Genomic DNA, 19,048 nt, shown 5'->3' on the forward strand with positions numbered 1-19,048 from the left:
CCCACCTATCCAATCCGTCTCCTCCGTAAGGATTACGCTTAAACCTTTCCTCAACGCAGACAAAGCCGCAGCACATCCCCCAACGCCACCACCTGCGATCACCAGATCAGCCTTCATTTCCTTAGCCCTACCCGCAGTCTTCGCCGATGTTTCGTTACAAGAAATAAATGATGTAGGCAAAACAGACAAGCATCCACTCGCTGCCGTCACTTTAAAAAAATCTCTACGTGTTATCATTATCTTATTTTAGCGTTTAACTTAATAATAACCCTCATTTTGAGTTAGATTAGGGTTCCGATCTATTTCAAGCTGTGGAATAGGCCACAAGTTAAATTTTTTATCCCAAAATCTATTCCTGTCGCGTACTTTTAATTTTTCTTTATATGAGTCATAGGATGCTATATTATTGAGATTGTGACGTTCGGATGTCGTAAAATTGGGAATAGCATTATCACTTAGTCCTTCATAACGTATTTCGGGTAAAGGAAGTCCATAACTTGGTTGTCCATTTTCCAGATCACCAATATCCCATCTTCTCACATCAACCTGGTGCAATCCTTCAAGAGCAAGTTCAACTTTCCTTTCATTTCTAACAAGCTGTCTCATTTTGTCTTGATTACCTATTCTATCAGAAGAAACATTAGGCATATTTACACGATTACGTACTTCATTTATTGCTTCATAGACAGAATTATCCAATTCATTAAGTTCAATTTTTGCTTCGGCGTAAGTCAGCAACACCTCTGCATAACGCATAATCGGGATATTACAAGTTTGAGCACTTATGTTTTCAGCTATTTCATTACTGAATTTAGCCCAGATATAACCAGAGCCTGCATTACAAAAACTTGCCCAAGCAGCAGCACTATTTATATCTGCATTATTTTTCATTTCCCACTCTTCTGTAGTGAAATTATAAAATGGCGTTTCCATATCATATGCATTCAGAACATGGCGTACGACAGAACCATTGTTTACTGTCACAGTATCACCATGCATCCACAATGTAGAATGAAAACGAGGATCTCTGTTTTTTTGTGGGTGATGCGGATCATATAAAGGAGATTCATCAATACGTTTTCCATCCGTACATTCAAACATATCTGCGAGGAGCATAGATGGATGCCTTCCTGTCTGACCTGTATTACGTGAAACCTGACCAAATCCAACAACATGTGTTTTACGAGATCCTAAGTTAGAATACATCAATTCGAACAACATTTCATTTCTCACATCGGATTTAGCTTGTCCGGTAATATTAAACAAATCATCAAATGATTTTGCCAACTGTCTTTGTCCGATCACTTTGGAGGAAGCATCTGCTGAAATCCGAAAATATTCAGCACTTTTCCCTCCATAATCAAGACTTCCACCTAACAAGGCAGCACGAGCTTTTAGCCCATAAGCAAACGACTTATCCACACGCCCTCGTTCGCTTGCTGTCCAAGGTAAATAAGCTGTGGACTCTTCCAATTCATTTAGTATAAAATCCAAAACCTCAACTTTTGATGTACGTGTATCTTTATACTCGTCAATTGTCACAGGTGAAGTAAAAAATGGAATATCTCCATAAGTTGAAATCAGATTATAATAAGCAAAAGCTCTTAACACCCGTACCTCTGATACATATTGATATGCCTTATCTCCAAGTCCTTCCATATAATCTGTTGATCCATAAATAACAGAATTACTTCTGGCAACTAAAACATAAAGCATACTCCAAAAAGATTGTACACTTGAATTGTCCGGATTCAATGCACCACCAGCTCCTATAGTCGTATTCTCCGCTCTTTCCATTGCAAGTCCGGTATAATGATCCAGAGTGACATTAAATGGCAGACTATATCCGATATTCATATAGATACAATTATAAACTCCGGAAGTCCCATTTTCTATTGCTGCTTCCGATTTATAAAAACCAGAAGATGAGTAATCCGAAGGTTCTCTGTCTAAGAAATCCGAACAAGAACCAAATATTATCCCGACCAATAGGATCAATGTTATTTTTAATATTGAGTTTTTCATATGTTTACTTTTTAAAATCGAATATCTACACCCAAACTAAATGTCTGCATGACTGGATAAAAATTCCCATTACTTACATAATTCTCAGGATCATATCCTTTATAAGCACTACTAAACGTAAATAGATTCTGCCCACTCACATAAAAACGTAGGTTGTTTATTCCTAATTTATTAATCAGATTTTTAGGAATTGTATAGCCTATGACAAGATTTTTCAAACGCATGTAGGCACCACTCTTTATCCAGAAGTCTGAAACAATATTATTCGGATTATTCCCTGAACCATCAATTAGTAGTAAAGGAAATTCAGCATCTCTATTATCGGGGGTCCAAGTATCTAACTGATTTTTGAAGATAGTACGGCCCACATAGAATGGACGGGCACCATTACCGGTATATAGAATATCTTTTTTACCAACTCCCTGTAAAAAGACAGCAAAGTCGAAACCTTTCCAATCTGCACCAAAGTTCAAACTGAACTCATATCGAGGATATGGATTTCCAATCACCTGACGATCATCATCTGTGATCTTCCCATCAGGAATTCCATCCGGCCCACTAATGTCTTTATATCTGATATAGCCCGGTTTTACGTTGTCTTTATTTCCTCCATAAACAGGATAGCTATCAATCTCTTCCTGACTCTGGAAATAACCATCAGAGACATACCCATACCAAGAACGAAGCGGCAAACCCTCTTTTATAATCTGCGTTCCAATATATTCATTCCCATATAGATTAGTAACCTCATTTTTAACATCAGATAAATTGCCCGTAACATGGTAATTCACATTACCCACTTTATCTCTCCAGGTAACAGACAAATCCCAACCATTATTTTTCATAGATCCTGCATTCTCCCACGGAGATGACAGACCAACAAACATTGGAACAGGAAACTGCTGCAACATTTTATTGATTTTACGAACATAATAATCAAAACTGACATTAATCCTTGAATTTAAAGCACTTCCATCAACACCAAAATTCAACTGAGTGGATTTTTCCCATGAAATCTTTTCGTTTGCAACCTGAGTTTGGGCAACACCAGAACCTAATGTCTTATCAAACCAGTAACCATATCCTGATCCAATAGAAGCCGCATAAGGATAATAAACAGCACTACCGTTTAGAACAATATCCTGATTTCCTAATGTTCCATAAGAAGCTCTTAATTTTAAATTATCAACAAGGCTTTTCAATGGAGCAAAGAAGGTCTCTTCCGAGATTCTCCATCCCGCAGAAATAGAAGGAAAAAATCCCCAACGATAATCTTTCATAAAACGAGATGAGGCATCCCATCTACCATTTAGCTCTAATAGATATCTTTCTGCAAAAGAATAGTTAATACGACCAAAATAAGACACCATCGCCCATTCTAACCGTCCTCCGGAGTTTGTTGCAGTTGAAACATCCCCATGATTAATCTCCTCAAAACCATCAAACTCATATCCTCTTCGTGATGCCCCAAAGCTACGGATCGTTCGTTCCTCTGTTTGCACTCCTCCCAATACTTTAAAATAGTTCTTTGCAACACTCTTCTCATAAGACATTTGCAAATTAAATTGATTTGTTATCGTTTGACTCCACGAATCATTTTTGTATGCACCATCGGGTGGATAAGTAGTCTTGAAACTTCCATTTTCATAGGTATCGTATGGTTTAATAAAATAATCAGATTTATATTCAACTTTTCGACTACTATAGCTGGCTAATGTTTCAAAGCCTTCAAAGGGAGTTAATAAAACCAATCCTTTTATCCCCAATTCAGGAGTTATCCCTGTATGAACACCTCCCGCTTTTGACACAGCTATAGGATTATCTCCATTCTGTCCAAATCCCCATGTCCCATCATCATTCTTTCCTGAGAAAACAGGAGTAAATGTTAACGCTTTATTTATAGTCGATTCCGGTTCTTCCATACTGGGACGTTTTACATCAGATTGGCGTATATTGATATCGACTCCTACCTTCATCCACTTAAGCACTTGGGCATCGGTATTTACCCGGAGTGTCATACGTTTATAATCATTATTAGAAATTTGTCCATCTTGGTAGTAATAACCCGCATTTGCAAACATCCGGAAAACATCAGAACCACCACTAAGACTGACTGAGTGATTATGAACAAGCGCTGCATTTTTAATAACAAGATCGCGCCAATTGGTATCATAATAATTCAAATTATCCGCACCTTGAGTTTTGTAAATATTAATTATATCATCTGAATATTGCGGATCCATATCAGCATTCTTACGTGCGGTATTAACGGCCTCCATATATTCTACAGCATTTACCGGATCAGGCATAGCCGTTGGCGTATTAAATCCTGCGTAAGCATTATAGCTAATTTTTACACCTCCACCTTGAGCTCTTTTTGTTGTAACCAAGATTACTCCATTAGAAGCACGTGAGCCATAAATTGATGCTGATGCTGCATCCTTCAGGATTGAGACCGATTCTATTGCATTCATGTCAATATTATTAATATCGCCTTCTACTCCATCAATTAAAACCAAAGGCCCTGTTGAAGAATTGATTGATCCAGTTCCACGTATTGTAATAGAAGAGCCATCTCCTCCTGGACGACCTGACGACTGTTGAACAGAAACTCCGGGTATTAATCCTTGTAAAGCAGTGGACGTATTTGACAAATTACGCTTCATCAAATCTTCGCTGGTCACATTTTGCACTGACCCTGTAAGATTAACTTTCTTTTGCGTCCCATAACCTACAACCACCACTTCATCTAATTTCTGCGTATCTTCTCTTAGTGTTATGTTAACAAAAGATTGCCCATTCAAAGCAACTTCCTGCGCTAAATAACCAATATATGAAAAAACAAGAATTGCATTATCCGGGATATTATCGATTTGAAAATTCCCGTCAACATCAGTCATCGTTCCATTTGTAGTACCTTTCACAACCACATTGACGCCGATAAGTGGTTCATCTTGAAAATCGACGATCTTACCTCTTACAGTTTTTCCCTGTTGAGCAACAGATGGAATATTCTTATGTGTTGTGTTGGTTAGAACAATATGATTATTAATGATTTTATAGGTTATATTTGTCCCCGAAAAAACCTGTTTCAACACATTATCGATAGAGTTTTCCTCAACATTCACATCGACAGGAATGCTAAGGTTTATCTGTTCATTATTGTAAAAAAATTTGTAATCGCTTTGTTTCTCTATCTCTTTGAACACTTCAGACATTGTTCCTTTTGCAATATTAAGCGTGATCATTTGACCGGCGGCAAAAACGGTAGGCAATTGAAACATTGTAAGACAGAGACATACAAGAATAAATTTCTTAAAATGTTCTTTCATAAATGATTTGTTTTGAAATGAATATTGATTTACAAAAAAGATAAGTAAAGGTGGGTTAACCTTCATCGAGTATTGGGTTTATCATAGGCTGACATATTTTAAATAGATTCATTACTAATAATCTCTTTCTAATATGACACGACAGAATGAGATATTACTTACGACCTATCTAAAATAAATTTAGAGGTAGGTCTAAATGAAAATACACCTACCTGTAAATGAATTTAGAGGTAGGTGTAAATTTTATGTTATACTGGTGAAAAGAATGGGGTTATCTAAATACTACTGTATCTTTATTTATTACATACCCTATCGATGTATTCGTGGTTATTACTTTCAGAATATCATTGATCGACTCGTTGCTGCTAAATGTTCCGCTAAAATGTAGTTTTTTTATGCGCTGGTTCTCGTATTGGAATATGATATCGTAGTTTCGTTCAAGCAATCGAACAATCTCTTCCATTTGCATCATCTCGAAGGACAATATTCCATCACGCCATTGGAGAGGCTTTTTTTCAACAGATGACATCTTTTCAATACGGTGGCGGTCTTTATAATATACGGCCATTTGGTTGGGGTCTAACAATATTTCTTGTTTTGTGAGGGTAGGTTGTACAGATACCTGCCCACTGTATAGCGTAGTGATTAGTTTGGGGTCGTCGGAATAAGCAGAAACATTGAACGTTGTACCGAGTGCTTTTACGTTTATCCCATTGGTTTTAACGACAAAAGGAATCTCTTTGTTTCGGGCTACCTCGAAATAGGCTTCCCCATCTAAATAAATGTCTCTGTTGGATTTTCCATAATCAGGAGAGTATTCAATTGTGGTACAGGTATTCAGCCATATTTTAGATCCATCGGGTAACTCAATATAACTTTTTTCTCCTTTGTCTGTATGGAGTTTATAGTTATTCATTGTTTCATACTCCGGCTTGTCGTTGATCAAGAAAATGGCAGCAGAAGAGATGATAACGCCCAGAAGAATGGCAGCTACGTATTTCATAAAAGAAAAAACGAGCTGTTTCTTCTTTTTAGTTTGTTTCCGGGAAACCTTTTCTTCCTTTATCGTTGAAGATAAACGCGTCCATTCTTCCTGGATGTTTACCTCATCCTCTAAACACTTTTTTAAAATCTTTGAATACTGGTCTTCCATATCTAAATTTGTTATACCTTTTTTATTTTGCTTTGTATAAGACACCGGTTACGCAATTATTACTTACATGATTTTATTTTATTCAGAAGATAAATAATCTTTTAATCCTTTTTTCATAATCTTCAAGGCTCGGTATATCTGCGTATCTACGGTTCTTACAGACACCGATAAATGTTGGGCAATATCTTTATTTCTCATTCCTTTAATCCGGCTAAGAATAAATATATTCCGGCATTGCTCGGGTAAAGTTTCAATAACAGAGTCAATTGCCTTTTCTATTTCACGTCCTTCTGTATCTATTTCAGGGGAAGATTGGCCTCCTCTATCCGGCAGTATTATACTTTCTCCGTCAATCTCGGACAATGAAATAGTAGAACGTGATGATCGTATGGCGTTTAAACATTCATTCTGAACACAACGGAACAAATATGCTTTCAGAGAAATTTCTATTTCAATTTCTTCTCTTTTATCCCAAAGTCGTAAGAAAACATTTTGTAATAAATCTTTTGCTTCTTCTGTGTCGGGTATATATTTACGGCAGTGAAAATAAAGTTGAAGATAATATGTGTTAAAAATCGAGTTGAAAGCCCACCAGTTTCCTTGCTTCAAAAGCGCAATCATTTCTTCTTCAGATAGCTTTGACATTCCCAATTTAATTAGAAGAATGAAGGTTCTCAAAAGCAAAGCTACACAATACGATGCATTTGAGAGACCTTCATAAATAATTACTCGTTATACGAAGACAACCTGTATAAACAATCAGAACAATTCGTCTGTAACCTGATTGAAATAATCAATACATTGTTTTATATCAGGAACAGAATTATCCCAGTTGTATTCATATTCAATAGAGAATACGCCTTTAAATTTTTGTCTCGTCAACTCCTTCAGCATCCCTTTCACATCCAGAATTCCCGTACCCCAGATCACATCATGTTGTTCTTTTTCTCCGGCCTTTTTCTCTGCAATATCTTTAAAATGCAAAGAAATTACACGGCCATCAAGTCTTTTAAGACAATCTATTTGATTTAATCCCTCTCGACGCCAATGTCCGACATCAGCACAGGATCCGATCATAGGGCTTCTGCTTTTGATCGCCTTTAACAGATTATCCGGTGTCCAATATTCCGAAGGCTGAGGATGATTATGTACACTTACTTTTATATTATACAGTTTAGCTAAGCGTTCTACCAGGTCCCAATCAGCCAAAGCGGGTTCACAAGTGATAAATTCCAGTTTCATTTGCTGGGCAAACTTGAACATTTTCTCCCAATCGGATGATTTATCAGCTACATAAACTCCACAACCTACAATTTTAATACCTTTCGATACTGCTAATTGCAAAATCTCGCGTTGGGTTGTGGCGTCGAGATTAAAATCAAAAACTTTATCTCCCCACTTTCCTCCCAGCTTATGTCCGGGATAGATCTCGATATACTTGATCCCCAATTCTTGGGTTTTGTCTAATGCTTCAACTAAGGTGAATTTATGAAAGGAATAAGATTGCATCCCCAGTCTCCAACCATTCTTTTCTGCTTTAGTCTGCGCTCCTGCCGGAAGCACGAATAGGATTGTAAGCAGAAGTAATATTGCTTTTAATAGATTCTTTTTCATACGCTATTCTTATTTCGGCATTTCCGGTAATGAAAAACCGTTATTATACGTGTGTTTGATCCATTCTTCGGCCATGTCTTTAGCACTGAACTCAGCAAAACGGCGATCAAATCTTGGATCTCCATCTATGACCTTAAAGTCATCTACCGTTACAATCTTGATCTTATCAGATGCAGAGATATTCGTGAAACGCATATTCTCGCCATCCCATTGAAGTTCACGGTGCAGACCATGTAAACCGGAAAGACGCACGGCAAGCACTCCCATAACCACCATTTCATTGAATGGGCCGGAGAACTGGAAGTTAGAAGAAGCTTCTGTACGGTTATCCGGAGATTCCTTACAAGCACGGATCCAATCTTGTTCATGCGCATTCGTATTCCAGATATTCCCATTACCACCCTTTACTCTCGGAATAGTTGGCTTCGGCTGATTGAAATTCTCCATTGCTGATGCAGGAAGTAGAGTAGGATTCATTCCGTAGCAACCGGTCATGATCTTTCCTTTCGTTCCGATAAAGATGATTCCTCCATTTTCGTCTCCCATCATCTCTCCATCTTTTAATTCTTCAGGGCGAGGAGGCATAAGACCACCATCATACCAGAAGACTTTCACTTCCGGCATTTTGACATTTCCTTTAGGCGGACGTGCAGGGAATGTATAAGTAACCACCTGTGCATGAGGGGGAGAATACATATTACTTAATGTCGAACTACCGATTACGCTTGTTGGGTATTTCAAATCCAAAGCCCAATAAAGCGGATCCATAATATGACAGGCCATATCTCCGAGTGCTCCCGTTCCAAAATCCCACCATCCACGCCAGTTCCAAGGGGTATATACCGGATTATACGGACGTTTTTGAGCCGGACCGATAAATAAATCCCAGTCTAAAGTAGAAGGTGTCTTTATCTTATCTTTCGGTTCTTGCAAACCTTGAGGCCAGATAGGTCTGTCTGTCCAGCAATGTACTTCATTAACCTCTCCTATTATACCGGACTGTATCCACTCAGTAATCTGACGACACCAGTCGAATGAATTTCCTTGATTACCCATCTGTGTAGCGACTCTGTATTTCTTTGCTAATTTTGTAAGCAAACGAGATTCGTAAACAGAGTGAGTCAACGGTTTCTGGGTATAGCAATGCTTTCCTAAAGTAATGGCATGAGCTGTAACGCCGGCATGCGTATGATCCGGAGTAGCTACCATAATTGCATCAATAGAACTACCCAGCTGGTCGAACATGACACGCCAGTCTTTAAATTGTTTTGCTTTGGGATAATCAGCAAACGTTTTAGCCGCATATTTCCAATCCACATCACAAAGCGCAACAATGTTTTCGGTATTCATATTGGCTAAGTTACGCCGTCCCATTCCTCCTACTCCAATACCGGCAATATTCAGTTTGTCACTTGGTGCAATGTATCCATGAGATTTTCCCAGAATTGATCCGGGAACAATCGTCAAACCGGCAGCCGCTAAAGACCCGGTTCGGATAAAGTCTCTTCTTGAAATGTTTTTCATGTATAGTTGTTTAATAAGATTAATAATCGCGTATTATAAAGTCTTTATCTTCAAATTTCGCCAGAGAACTTTTATTCCTCCGCCATCGTGTATCTGCAAGGCAATTCGCCCCTGCCCCTTTCCGATTTTTTCGTCTCTGAGATTAACCATTTCTTCTCCGTTCAGCCAGGTTATTACCTGATCTCCATCAACACGTATCCTCAAGTTATTCCAGTCTCCGGGTTTCAGAATACTCTCTTTCTCATCCGGAATCTGGATGAGCCAACCTCTACCGTATGACTCATAAACAGCTCCCGTATCGTATCCTTTAGGAGCAACCTCAACCTGCCATCCGTTTACTTTGACATTTTCTTCTATAAAAGAACGAATAAAAACACCGGAATTTCCATCGGCCTCTTGTTTAAAATCCAGCGATAGCTCAAAGTTATCAAAATATTCCCGTGTAGCGAGATATCCATACTGTTTATCCGGTCCACTTTCACAGACCAACAAACCATCTTTTACATACCATAGTTCTGTTCCATATTTTTCCCATCCCTGTAGATCATTTGCATTGAAAAGTGAACGCTCCTCAGTTTTACGCGGCAATTCTTTAATCTTTATATTTCTGAACCAAGCAGCAGAACCATGGTCTTGAAGGCAAATCACCCCTTTACGTGCCAATCCATATTCGGGTGCGTTATTCCATTTCCCACTATTCCTTCGTTCAAACCAATCATCCGTCCAGGCATCATACTCTATCGTTTTCTGTCCATTCATATAGTAGGTTACATGCCCGTTATCAAAGATGATTTTAGAGGTGTTCCATTCTCCGGCGGGATTCACTTTCATCGTTGAAAAATCAGGAAGATACATAGCATAATCCACGCCACAGCGTTGCCAATCCTCTAAAGGTTCCGGGAAATTGGCATCATCAATCAACTGATACTCCGGTCCACTAAGATATGGAACAGGAAACTGAGGTCGCTCAACCACATGATAAAGCAATCCGCTATTTCCACCTTTTGCGATCTTCCAGTCCCACACTAATTCGAAATTCTCAAATTGACGATCAGTCACAATGTAGCCATTCGTATCACTACCCTCCCCATGCGCTTTAATCGTTCCCTCTTCCACTTCCCAAGAACCGGTAAGTGCGGTTCCATTATAATCTCTCCAGCCATCCAGTGTCTTACCGTCAAAAAGCAAATGCCAACCATCCGCCTTTTCAGCATCACTCAAAGCATTATGAGCAGAGCCGGAACATGAAGTCAGAAACATTATTAATGCCGGAAGAAATACAATTGTGTTTATTTTCAGTAGCTTCATATAAGTTGTATAATAATTATTATATATCACAGCATACACACCCTATAATAAAAGACACTTTGATATGAATTATTACGTACTCACAATTCAATTTTTATTTCCCTACACTGCTATTTTCTTCCGGCATAATATAAAAGTATAGTCTTCCGAAGTCCTTGTTGATATTTTTAAACACTTATAATGCTTTTAAAAAGTCGTCCCTTTGTTTTTTCTTTCGATGGTCATCAAAAAGAAAAAACAAAGGGACAACAAAGAAAAAAAATCTATACCAAAAGATTTAAAGACTATACTCTTGCTTACACAGCTCCTTGTATCGGTTGATTAAAAAGAAGACTCTGAGGCACGCTTTGTTTTCTTTTATCGATCTTAATGATGCGTTGATTCGCACTTCCTCTAAAAAGGAGTGAAGGAGAGTACAATTCTTGCACAAAACGACCATCCACTAACGTATCAATATAATCTAAACAAGCATTCAGTTCTGTTTTCTTTTTTATTTCTTCCAACGTATAACCGGTATAGCACCAGATATTCATTCTCGTTCGTTCTTTTATTTCTCGCAGTAGTTCACAGAATGAGGCGGGATAATAAAAAGGGTCTCCACCTGAAAATGTCACTCCGTCGAGCATCGGATTAGCATTGATGTCATTCACAATCTCCGCAAGCCATTCTTCTGTAAGCAGAGTTCCTCTTTCGGGGTTCCAACTGTCCGGATTATGACATCCTTTACAGTGATGACTGCATCCCGACAGGTAGATAGAATAACGGATACCTTCTCCGTCTGAGATGGTTTCGTTGTATATCTTCAATATTCGTAACGGCTCCTTAAACATGTTTCACGCGGTCTTTTTCTTCTGCTTGTTTAGCAGAGTTCCACGATTCCAAGCTTCCCGTAAGATATCCTGTGATACGACGCATACGAACGATATCTTCACTTTTACAAATCGGACATTCAGCATAGATAATTCCTCTATAGCCGCATTGGTGACAAGTATCGACAGGATGGTTAATCGAACCATAACCTATATTCTCCTTGTTCATCTGATGAACGATTTTAAGAATTACCGAAACATTTTTCTTGGCTTCACCATCCAATTCCACATAGGTAATATGTCCTCCTCTCGTAATCGCATGGAATGGAGCCTCCAATTTTATCTTCTCTGCGACAGTCACATGTTCTTTTACGTCCACATGGAAAGAGTTTACATAATAGTCTTTATCTGTCACACCCGTTATCGTTCCATATTTCTTTCTGTCGATACGCGTAAAACGACCGGATAATCCTTCTGCTGGAGTTGCCAGGACGGAATAGTTCAAATTATACTTTTCCTTGTATTCATCAACAACTTTATTGATTTCAAGTACTGCGTCATACAAAGTTTGGTAAGCGCGTTGGTTCTTGGCATGCCCTTCTCCATAAATGGCAACCATAGCATTATGTCCTCCAATAAATCCAATACCCAAAGTCCCTGAATTAATCGTATCTGCCACCTCATCATTCGATTTCAGTTCACCTCCACCTTGCCAGATATTATTCCCCATCATGAATGGAAACTGGCGAGCCAAAGCCGTACGCTGATATTGATAACGGTCATATAGTTGCTCTGCAACCATTTCAGTAATATTATGTATCGATTTCAGGAAGAATGCACGGGCTTTGTCTTGTGTTTCCTGTTTTCCCAGATCCGGATATAGAGTTTCAGCTTTCAACTTAGCTTCTATAGCCAAACGAGGCATATTGATAGAAGTAAAGGAAAGATTTCCCCGTCCGATAGACGTTTTCTCACCATGTAGATTTTCAAATACGCGCGTACGACATCCCATTGTTGCTGTTTCATACATATATCTATGCGGATCATTTATTTCCCATTTTTCATGTTTATTAAATGGAGTATCTAAGAACATGAAATTAGGGAATAAAGCTACGGATGTGGTATGACAGGCCTCAAGTAACAGATCAAAATTAGGTGCCTCAAATTTCACATTACCACTAAGTGCTGCCTGGAAATCTTCTAAAGCCAGTTTATAATCGTTCTCACTAAATGACACCCCCTCCTTAACTTTAAATATCTGTATAGGGAAAACCGGCACTTCACCATGCCCTAATCCCTCGATTGTAGCAGCCAATAGTTCACGTATAACCATACGTCCTTCCGGAGAAGTATCTGTTCCATAATTGATGGAACTAAACACCACCTGATTTCCGCCTCTTGAGTGCATCGTATTCAGGTTGTGTATAAAGCCTTCCATAGCCTGATGTGTTTCCTTCCGCGTAGTTGCTTCCGAACGATTAATCGCTAATTTCAACTGCTTATAAGAAAAGGAGACACCAACTTCTGACAATTTCTGCAACAAGATATTTATATCAGCATCACTAACCTGAATACTTAAGATTGTTTCTCTTACAAGCGAACGAAGTTCCTTCTCACCAACAACAACCCCGGAGAGTTGAGCCAACAAGTCAATATTTGATGCCAGATGTTTTTGAAAAGTTTTCAGTACACCTTTCGCCATAAAGAAGTCGAATGCGGGGATAGATTGTCCGCCATGTTGTTCATTCTGATTGGTCTGAAACACAATTGTAGCCAAAGTTGCATAACTCTGGATAGACTGAGGAGTCCGGATACTTCCGTTTTTCGTGCGAAACCCTTTCTCAAACAATTCTTCCAGGTTATATTGTATGCAAGTCGTTGTTTTTGTCGGATAATAATCCAGATCATGAATATGAATATCCCCATTCTTATGTGCCAACGTATATTCGGGATTAATTAAATACTTCTCCGCATAATCTTTGGTAATCTCCGAAGCAAACGTCATCATCTGACCGGCAGGCGTATGAGCAGACATATTCGCATTGCTAAGGTTAACATCATTCTTTTCAATTGAAACAATGCCATCCATGATATGCTTCATATTCGTCTTTTTGTGTCTTTCCACATTCCGCCACTCTCTGTAAATGATGTATTTCTTCGCAACAATAGGATTGCGCTTCATCAGCTCCTTTTCCACAAAATCCTGAATTTGTTCTACGCTTGTTGTTGCTGTGTTGATAGAAGAAGCTACTGCCAGTGCAATATCATACATTTCCCTTTCCGTGTCCGGCGTATTGCTTGCCCGGAACGCTTTTGTAATGGCATTTTTGATTTTCTCAATAGAAAATTTCTCCTGCGTACCATCGCGTTTGGAGATAGTGATTTCTGAAAAATTCATGGCACTTAAAAATATTTTAATAATTACGGTCAATTTGCACCTGTTATCTGTACCTTTAATCCCCGAAAGGCAGATATAAACCTATTGGCAGGTCTTCTGACTTACTCTGTTGTATTGCGGCCTTCCCTTTTAAAGTGGCATTGAGGTGTTGCATACAACTATTTTAGCAGAGCTTACAGCAGCGGGTCTGTTCAGGATTTACACCTGATTCCCTTTTCATCACGCCTCCGAAGATGCGGAATAATGACACCAATATGTTTGTCACAAAGGTGTAAATAAAAAACGATAAAGTGAACCAAAAAGGAGTATTTATTTTTTTATTTTTCAAAAAAGTTTTCCAAAATGGTAAACTTCAAGAGATAAAGAAGAAATTAATCTAAGCAAAAACAAAGCTATATCACATTGTTTATCATAAGAAATTACTAAAAACACAGATTAACACCAAAGAAACAAATTGAAAACATACAAACTAAAAAAATATTTTTTTCGCAAAATAGTAAAAAAAGCAAACCGACATATTTAATTAAACCATCGTGTTCTGTCGAATACTGACTTTAACCAAAGCAATGGCATCTATTGACGATATAAGTACATCCTTAGGAGAATAATGAGGATTATAACTAACAAGCTTATAACATCCGGATTTTTCAGATTTGCATATATAATTTACAGTAACATACGAATCCTTTTCGAACTTTATAGAGAGGAGATACATTTCACCATAAATGACATGATTCAGGTTTGCCATTATTTTATACATTACTATATCTCCGGATTTTAGCAAAGGGTACATGTTATCCCCTGTTATATAGATAGCACCGTCGCAAAAGGGCGCATTGGGAACATATATTTCATCTAACACGCTCCCCTCCTTCCCTTCAAAAAAGGCCTTTAAAGATGTAATTTTATTTACATCATACAATTTAACAGGGTATTTTCCAAACGAAGATAAAGATTGTAATTCAGAACATTTAGTCGAATCCTGTTTGGTCATATAAATTTCCCCTTTTCCCGTAATAAGCCATTCAAGATTAATATCGGGAAATTCCGATAATATATTTTCGATAGTAGAAGAACTTAAAGGCGTATTTTTGGCTTTACCTCTAAAATTAGCGGATGTGGTTCCTATTCTGGAAAAAAATATCTCTTTTTTAATACCCTTAGACTTAGCAATTTGGGTAACCCTTTCTTTTATCATGTGAAATAAATTTCGTTTAATTTTGTTTAAAGAAATATATTTACGTTATTTGCATCTTTCGAAAATTAATTATCAGAAACGCTTTGTGCACATGCACAATAACCTCAAAGATATGAATAATTTACAGGTAATTGTTATGTCGAAGTCTGATGTGTATAAAAAAAGACTGCCTGATTTTCTTCCCAATGGGTGGAAAAAGGAAGTGGCTACAACCTTGGGAATTCATCGTAACACTGTTACGAATGCAATCAAATCTAAACAAGGGGATATTTATGAACAAATAAAAAAAGTAGCAATTGAAAGATGGGGTGAATAAACAAGCCTACAAGTTCCACATTGATCTTTCTTATCAATGTTTTCTAAGAGATTCATTACGTAAAAAAACAAACGTTTTGAATATTATCAACAAAAATTGTTAAACAAATAAACAAACAGAAATATGATGAAATTATTTTTTTACGGATAATGTGCGCGCACACCCACTATTACAGTTGATTTAGTTTTCATGACCTTAATACTAATTTGAATCTAAAAAAAATGAAGAAAACGCTATTAATACGCATGCTTTTAATTTGTTCATTCGTGTTTTATACATTTCCACTGCTGGCACAAGATGCAGCATCACAGAATAGCTTAGTGATAAGTGGTACCGTAACGGATGAAATAGGGGAACCCTTACCTGGGGTAAATGTAATACAGAAAGATACACATCAAGGTACAATTACCGACCTCAACGGAAAATACACCATAACTGTACCAAACAAAAATGTGGTATTAGTATTTTCATATATAGGCTATATTCCTCAGGAGTTTAAAGCTAATCGCTCTGAGATAAATGTTAAGATGGGCGAAGATACAGAAACATTAGATGAAATTGTTGTTATCGGTTATGGTACAGCAAAGAAAAGAGACTTAACCGGAGCTATATCTAATATTAAAACAGAAAAACTCGAAGTAGAAGCACCTCGTTCTGTGCAGGATCTTCTGAGAGCAAACTCTCCCGGACTTAATATTACAATGGCAACTGATGCCAAAGGAAGTGCAGATTTACAGATCAGAGGAAAGAATACGCTTAAGGCGGGCTCTTCTCCGCTAATCGTTCTTGACGGTGTTATATTTGAAGGGTCTTTAACAGACATCAATCCGAATGATATTCAAGCAGTAGATGTACTTAAAGATGCCAGTTCAGCAGCAGTTTATGGAGCAAAAGCAGCAAACGGGGTTGTCATGATCAGCACAAAAAAAGGGAAAACAGGGAAACCGGTTGTTACATTTAACTCCAATATTGGTGTTGTACAATCGGCAAACCAGCCAAAGCTACTGAGTGCCACAGGATTTATCAAATACAGACAAGACTACGAAGTTGGTAAAAACTCTGACGAATACCTTGCAAAATATCCTGAAATGTTTACGGATCCGAGACAGCTAAGCAATGTTAACCAATTGGATTGGTATAATTATGATCAAAAGACACCTGTAAGTTCGGTAACAGAAGAAGACTTGGTAAGATCATGGTTATCCAGATTAGAACTTAAAGCTCCTGAAATAGAAAACTATCTAAACGGACGAATTACAGATTGGGCTGATTTGGTATTCCAGACCGGACTTCAACAAGACTATACGGCCAGTATTTCAAACAGAACAGATAATATGTCATACTATTGGTCTATTGGTTATGCGGATAGAGAGGGAATAAAAACAGGTAACAGATATACCAACTTCCGTACACGACTCAATCTGGAGTCTAAAGTTACCGATTTTTTGACTATCGGGGTAAATTCCAACTTTTCTTCGCGCGATGAGGGTTTCTTGACTTGCGACTGGGAACAAATGGTCAGAATTTCTCCTTATGGTTCAAACAATATCGATGATCCGGATAGTCCCTATCAACGCTTACCAACAGGTGATGTAACTCCCGTAAATCCTTTTTACGACAATCAATTCAGAGATCGTAAAGATTTATACCATACATTGAATGCAAACATGTATGCGATCGTTAAGTTACCATTTGACATAGAGTATCAAGTAAATTTCACGCCTTATTATGAATGGCATGAATATTATAATCATGAATCAAGTAAAAACTCAGAATGGGCAAACAAAGGAGGTAGTTCCGAAAGAAAAAATACTAAAAAGTTCAACTGGCAAGTTGATAACATTATCCGTTGGAAAAAAGAATTTAATAAAATACACAAATTTGAAGTAACCTTATTAGCCAATGCTGAAAAAGGTCAATATTGGGAAACTGTAGCAAAAACTTCAAATTATTCGCCAAGTGACGTATTGGGTTATCATCGCCTACAAGCAGGTGCTGTTCCTTTGGTTTCAAGTAACGATACTTACCAAACAGGCGACGCTTTAATGGGGCGTTTGTTTTATTCGTTCAAGGATAAATACATGATAACTACATCTGTAAGACGGGATGGATATTCAGCGTTCGGACAAACGAACCCTCGAGCCACTTTTCCTTCTGTGGCTTTAGGATGGACATTTTCTTCAGAGAAGTTTATGAAACCAGTAGAATCCTGGTTAAACTATGGGAAATTACGTTTGTCATGGGGAGAAAATGGGAACCGTGATATTGGGCAGTATGATGCACTATCAGACATGACTTCAGGTTTACATCCATATATTGATCAAAATGGGAATTTATATATTTCTTCTCAGTTATATGTCAACAGAATGGCTAATAAAAATCTGAAATGGGAAAGAACAGGTTCATATAATCTTGGGATTGATTTCTCTATACTGAACAACAAGATCAGCGGATCAATGGAAGGTTATATTGCAAGAACGAATGATCTACTTGTGGATCGCGCTTTACCAGACATATTAGGGTTCAATAGTGTAGCAACCAATTTAGGACAACTGCAGAACAAAGGATTTGAATTAACATTAAATGCAAATCTTATTGAGAAAGAAAACTTTGCATGGGACGCCTCCGGTAATTTTTCATTAAACAGACGGAAAATCAAGAAACTATATGGTGATATGGTTGATGTTTTAGATGATAGTGGGAATGTTATCGGACAAGAAGAAGCAGATGATGTAAAAAACAAATGGTTCATTGGCCGTGACCCGGATCAAATCTGGGATTACGAACGAGATGGAGTATGGCAAGTGGATGAAAAAGAGGAAGCAGCTAAATTTGGTTTGCAGCCGGGTGACTTTAAATACATTGACCAAAACGAGGACGGTGTAATGACAAATGACGATAAGGTATTCCAGGGATATACGACGCCACGTTTCAGATGGACACTGAGAAATGAATTTACATTCTACAAAGACTTTGCACTTTCATTTATGATGTACTCCTATTGGGGGCAATATGATTCGTTTAACAGAGCAGCGAACTCTTCTAATTTCCCCGATCGTTGTACCGAATATGTACAGCCACATTGGATGCCGGATAATCCCATCAATGACTATGCTAGAATTGGATCAAAGAATATTGGAACCAATTATCTTGAAAAATCTTTCGTACGTCTGGAAAATGTAACATTCTCGTATAATGTTCCTAAGAATCTATTAAAGAAGTTGTCCGTACAAAATATGCGCCTGTCATTAAGTGTACGCAATGTTGCCGTATTTGCTCCACACTGGGATTTCTGGGATCCGGAAAAAAGTGAGCCAACTCCGAGAACATATAACATCAGTGTCAACTTCTCTTTATAATCTATGTTAATT

General features: G+C 37.9%; 13 protein-coding genes and 1 riboswitch. Of the genes, 2 read left to right on the forward strand and 11 right to left on the reverse strand.

Annotated features, from left to right (window positions below):
- The 11 genes from PHT93_RS09670 to PHT93_RS09720 all read right to left on the reverse strand — a co-directional run.
- Nucleotides 1-237, reverse strand: a 237-nt coding sequence (locus tag PHT93_RS09670; protein ID WP_300242242.1) for an FAD-dependent oxidoreductase, incomplete at its 3' end; no start/stop codon positions are given.
- A 21-nt stretch (nucleotides 238-258) separates the two neighbouring features.
- On the reverse strand, nucleotides 259-2,025 hold the full coding sequence (locus tag PHT93_RS09675; RefSeq protein WP_300242244.1) for a RagB/SusD family nutrient uptake outer membrane protein: 1,767 nt from the start codon (nucleotides 2,023-2,025) through the stop codon (nucleotides 259-261).
- Nucleotides 2,026-2,036: 11 nt separating this feature from the next.
- Nucleotides 2,037-5,357: a TonB-dependent receptor gene (locus PHT93_RS09680; protein WP_300242246.1), complete on the reverse strand. Its 3,321-nt coding sequence runs from the start codon at nucleotides 5,355-5,357 to the stop codon at nucleotides 2,037-2,039.
- A 271-nt stretch (nucleotides 5,358-5,628) separates the two neighbouring features.
- Nucleotides 5,629-6,510 carry a FecR domain-containing protein gene (locus PHT93_RS09685; protein WP_300242248.1) on the reverse strand — a complete coding sequence of 294 codons (882 nt, stop codon included), beginning with the start codon at nucleotides 6,508-6,510 and terminating at the stop codon, nucleotides 5,629-5,631.
- A 78-nt stretch (nucleotides 6,511-6,588) separates the two neighbouring features.
- On the reverse strand, nucleotides 6,589-7,155 hold the full coding sequence (locus tag PHT93_RS09690) for an RNA polymerase sigma-70 factor (protein WP_300242250.1): 567 nt from the start codon (nucleotides 7,153-7,155) through the stop codon (nucleotides 6,589-6,591).
- A gap of 114 nt (nucleotides 7,156-7,269) precedes the next feature.
- A complete protein-coding gene (locus PHT93_RS09695) occupies nucleotides 7,270-8,124 on the reverse strand; it encodes a sugar phosphate isomerase/epimerase (protein WP_300242252.1) in 855 nt (284 codons plus the stop codon).
- Nucleotides 8,125-8,133: 9 nt separating this feature from the next.
- Entirely contained in the window at nucleotides 8,134-9,648 is a 1,515-nt protein-coding gene (locus PHT93_RS09700; RefSeq protein WP_300242254.1) for a Gfo/Idh/MocA family oxidoreductase, read from the reverse strand.
- Nucleotides 9,649-9,681: 33 nt separating this feature from the next.
- Nucleotides 9,682-10,956, reverse strand: a complete 1,275-nt coding sequence (locus PHT93_RS09705) for a DUF1080 domain-containing protein (RefSeq protein ID WP_300242256.1) — start codon at nucleotides 10,954-10,956, stop codon at nucleotides 9,682-9,684.
- 296 nt (nucleotides 10,957-11,252) lie between these two features.
- Nucleotides 11,253-11,786, reverse strand: coding sequence for an anaerobic ribonucleoside-triphosphate reductase activating protein (gene nrdG / locus PHT93_RS09710; RefSeq protein ID WP_300242258.1), 534 nt, complete (start codon nucleotides 11,784-11,786; stop codon nucleotides 11,253-11,255).
- The gene (locus PHT93_RS09715; RefSeq protein WP_300242260.1) at nucleotides 11,779-14,163 is read right to left on the reverse strand and encodes an anaerobic ribonucleoside triphosphate reductase; all 2,385 of its coding nucleotides are present in this window, start codon (nucleotides 14,161-14,163) and stop codon (nucleotides 11,779-11,781) included. The genes nrdG and PHT93_RS09715 overlap by 8 nt, the downstream gene beginning before the upstream one ends.
- Before the next feature lie 68 nt (nucleotides 14,164-14,231).
- A riboswitch (cobalamin riboswitch) is annotated at nucleotides 14,232-14,432 on the reverse strand.
- A gap of 254 nt (nucleotides 14,433-14,686) precedes the next feature.
- Nucleotides 14,687-15,361, reverse strand: coding sequence for a S24 family peptidase (locus PHT93_RS09720; protein WP_300242263.1), 675 nt, complete (start codon nucleotides 15,359-15,361; stop codon nucleotides 14,687-14,689).
- A 112-nt stretch (nucleotides 15,362-15,473) separates the two neighbouring features.
- On the opposite strand from PHT93_RS09720, the gene PHT93_RS09725 reads away from it, so the two are divergent.
- Nucleotides 15,474-15,677 carry a hypothetical protein gene (locus PHT93_RS09725; RefSeq protein ID WP_300242265.1) on the forward strand — a complete coding sequence of 68 codons (204 nt, stop codon included), beginning with the start codon at nucleotides 15,474-15,476 and terminating at the stop codon, nucleotides 15,675-15,677.
- Between the two features lie 221 nt (nucleotides 15,678-15,898).
- A complete protein-coding gene (locus PHT93_RS09730) occupies nucleotides 15,899-19,036 on the forward strand; it encodes a TonB-dependent receptor (protein WP_300242266.1) in 3,138 nt (1,045 codons plus the stop codon).
- Nucleotides 19,037-19,048 lie beyond the last annotated feature (12 nt).

The organism is Massilibacteroides sp., from assembly GCF_028705895.1.
Taxonomy (GTDB): Bacteria; Bacteroidota; Bacteroidia; order Bacteroidales; family Tannerellaceae; genus Massilibacteroides.